The 2,191-nt window shown below is 47.8% G+C and carries 2 protein-coding genes and 1 pseudogene; all 3 read left to right on the forward strand.

Going from position 1 to position 2,191, the window contains the following annotated elements:
• Window positions 1-711: pseudogene (locus EXE45_RS16340) on the forward strand (dGTPase); the annotation flags it as partial.
• An 847-nt stretch (window positions 712-1,558) separates the two neighbouring features.
• The gene (locus EXE45_RS16345) at window positions 1,559-1,903 is read left to right on the forward strand and encodes a hypothetical protein (protein WP_137694943.1); all 345 of its coding nucleotides are present in this window, start codon (window positions 1,559-1,561) and stop codon (window positions 1,901-1,903) included.
• Window positions 1,896-2,191, forward strand: a 296-nt coding sequence (locus tag EXE45_RS16350; protein WP_137694944.1) for a tyrosine-type recombinase/integrase, incomplete at its 3' end; no start/stop codon positions are given. The genes EXE45_RS16345 and EXE45_RS16350, both read left to right, overlap by 8 nt.

Below are 2,191 nucleotides of genomic sequence, written 5' to 3' on the forward strand. Positions count from 1 at the left end.
AATCAGCTCCCAGACGACTTTGGTGAAGACGACGACATTGGGCAGCACACCGAATTGCTCCGATCCTATGCCAAGTCGTACGACATGAAACTCCACGATTTCGGCCAGTACATTAACGACGACACCAATGTCGAAGCGTCGATTGAGGATGTCCTCTCTTTCTTCGTTGAACTTCGCGATTTTGCGACGGTCGTCGAAGAGTTCTACACGCCATACGAGTGGACCCAGTCGGAACGTAACCTCCTGAACGAGTTTTCGTCGTCCATGATCAGTTGGTATCTGGAGGCGACTGAAGATGATCCCGGAGACAGAGAATACGTCGAACTTGGTGAGCATGACGAAGATGGTAATCCGACACTGCTCGTGGACAACGATCTACGACAAGAGATTGAGATTCTAAAACAGCTGACCTTCTACTACGTCATCAGTAATCCAACTCTCAGAGGACAGCAGAAAGGACAGATTCAGGTCATCGACGAGTTGTTCGAACTGTTGTACGACGAAGCGGCACCAAAATCGGTTGACACGTCAGCAATACTGGAACCATATCGTGAACGATTGAATGATACCGACGAGGACGACGATACTGCACGGGCACGCATCGTAGCCGACATGATCTCAAACATGACTGAGACACAGGCCATAGAAATGTATGAACGAATGTCAGGAGCACGGCCCGGATCCCTCCAAGACACGATTATGCGGCAATAGAGGTCTTCCAAAGCGCTATTTATTTCTAAATTTAGCCAGCGAGGTATCGACGTCGATCATCTTCAGGTGCGTCTCGTCGTTACGTGACGCCGAATCGTAATTAGATGATCTATGCGTCTCCCCCCTGGTCGAATATGCTCTCAATAGTGGGCATATCTTACTGACTTTCATCGCTTCCTAGACTGTCATTTGAATCTATAGTGGTTGTGAAACGGCGTTTTTCGTCCCAGCCACACTGTCGACAGTACCGCCTCATCGAAATACTCTCCCCATCGTCTAGGTCAGCAAAGGTAGCCGTGAGCGACCAATCTTTGTCGTCAGACCATGCAACTCGAGCTGATTTTTCTTCACAGTTGGGACACCATTCTGGATCTTTTTCTTTATCGCGCGGGAACACGTGAGAAGGTCCGGTCGGTAGATTGGTATTATTTTTGCCAAGTGTTGGCCAAGGGAGGCGTTACTGGGTTCAATTGTCCACGACGGACAATTGAATTACAGTCTCTAAGAGAGAACACTTCGTTTATTAGATTTATTATAGGTAAATCCGGTTTTTATTTTGTGGCGAGGGTTTACGAGGTATTTATTCAATTCTAAAAGAGATAATTCATGGCATTCTATTCCGACGATCGAAAATCTATATATGTTCTTTAAATAAAGTCAAGAGGAGCGATTATTTGCCCATTTTAACCACCAAAAAGCGTTTTACTAAACTCTCTAAAAATCACTCGCAGCGAAGTCAGGTAGTAGAGTTCGCCAATCTATAGCGAAATGAGCCATCTGAGACGAAAGTCGCAGAACCCGCGTACAGCGATCTATGTCAAAACCAAAGTCACAAAACCACGGTAGAATGGAGTTGGAAGACTACGTCCGCAGCCTCAGCGAGATAGAAGATGCTCATAGCATTGTAGCAGCGAAAGAGTTTCTGCTTGAACAGAGTGGACTCGTCATCAAGAATCACGCTAACCTCTCTTACCTGTGTTCGCTGGATGTTCAAAAGCATGTTCAGTTCGCAAGAGACCAGATACAGGCAATCGTACACCTCGAGTCCCAGGGAACAGGGAGCCCATTTGAGATTCCTATCTTTCAAGAAGGGCAAGTAGCAGCGGAAGACGGCCTCAAGTTCCTCAAGCAATACGCTCGAGGCCCACAAGGAACAAACTTGTACGACCTAGTGTTCAGTGAAGATGAATAAAGAACCCACACCGCTGTCAGCATCAAAGTACAACAAACTGCTTAACACCGCAGAAGAGAAATCAAACCGCCACGGATTCACCGTATACGCCCTCGGCCACACTGGACTGCGCGGCAGTGAGTTCAGTCGCTTGAGTTGTGAATGGCTCGACAGCGGAGAGCGAATGCTCCAAGTCCCGGAAGATGCAGTTAAAGGCATTAGGTCCCGGGTGAGATCGATTCCGCTGTCCGAAGAAGGGGTCGAACGGTTCGAGGAGTTCTTCGCAACGCGAAGTGAGGTTGGGATCAC

The sequence above is a fragment of the Halorubrum sp. SP9 genome (assembly GCF_005435015.1).
GTDB classification, from domain to species: Archaea; Halobacteriota; Halobacteria; order Halobacteriales; family Haloferacaceae; genus Halorubrum; species Halorubrum sodomense.

Coding starts and splice junctions, on each gene's coding strand:
- EXE45_RS16345 (WP_137694943.1), top strand. CDS start 1,559: ATGGAGTTGGAAGACTACGTCCGCAGCCTCAGCGAGATAGAAGATGCT.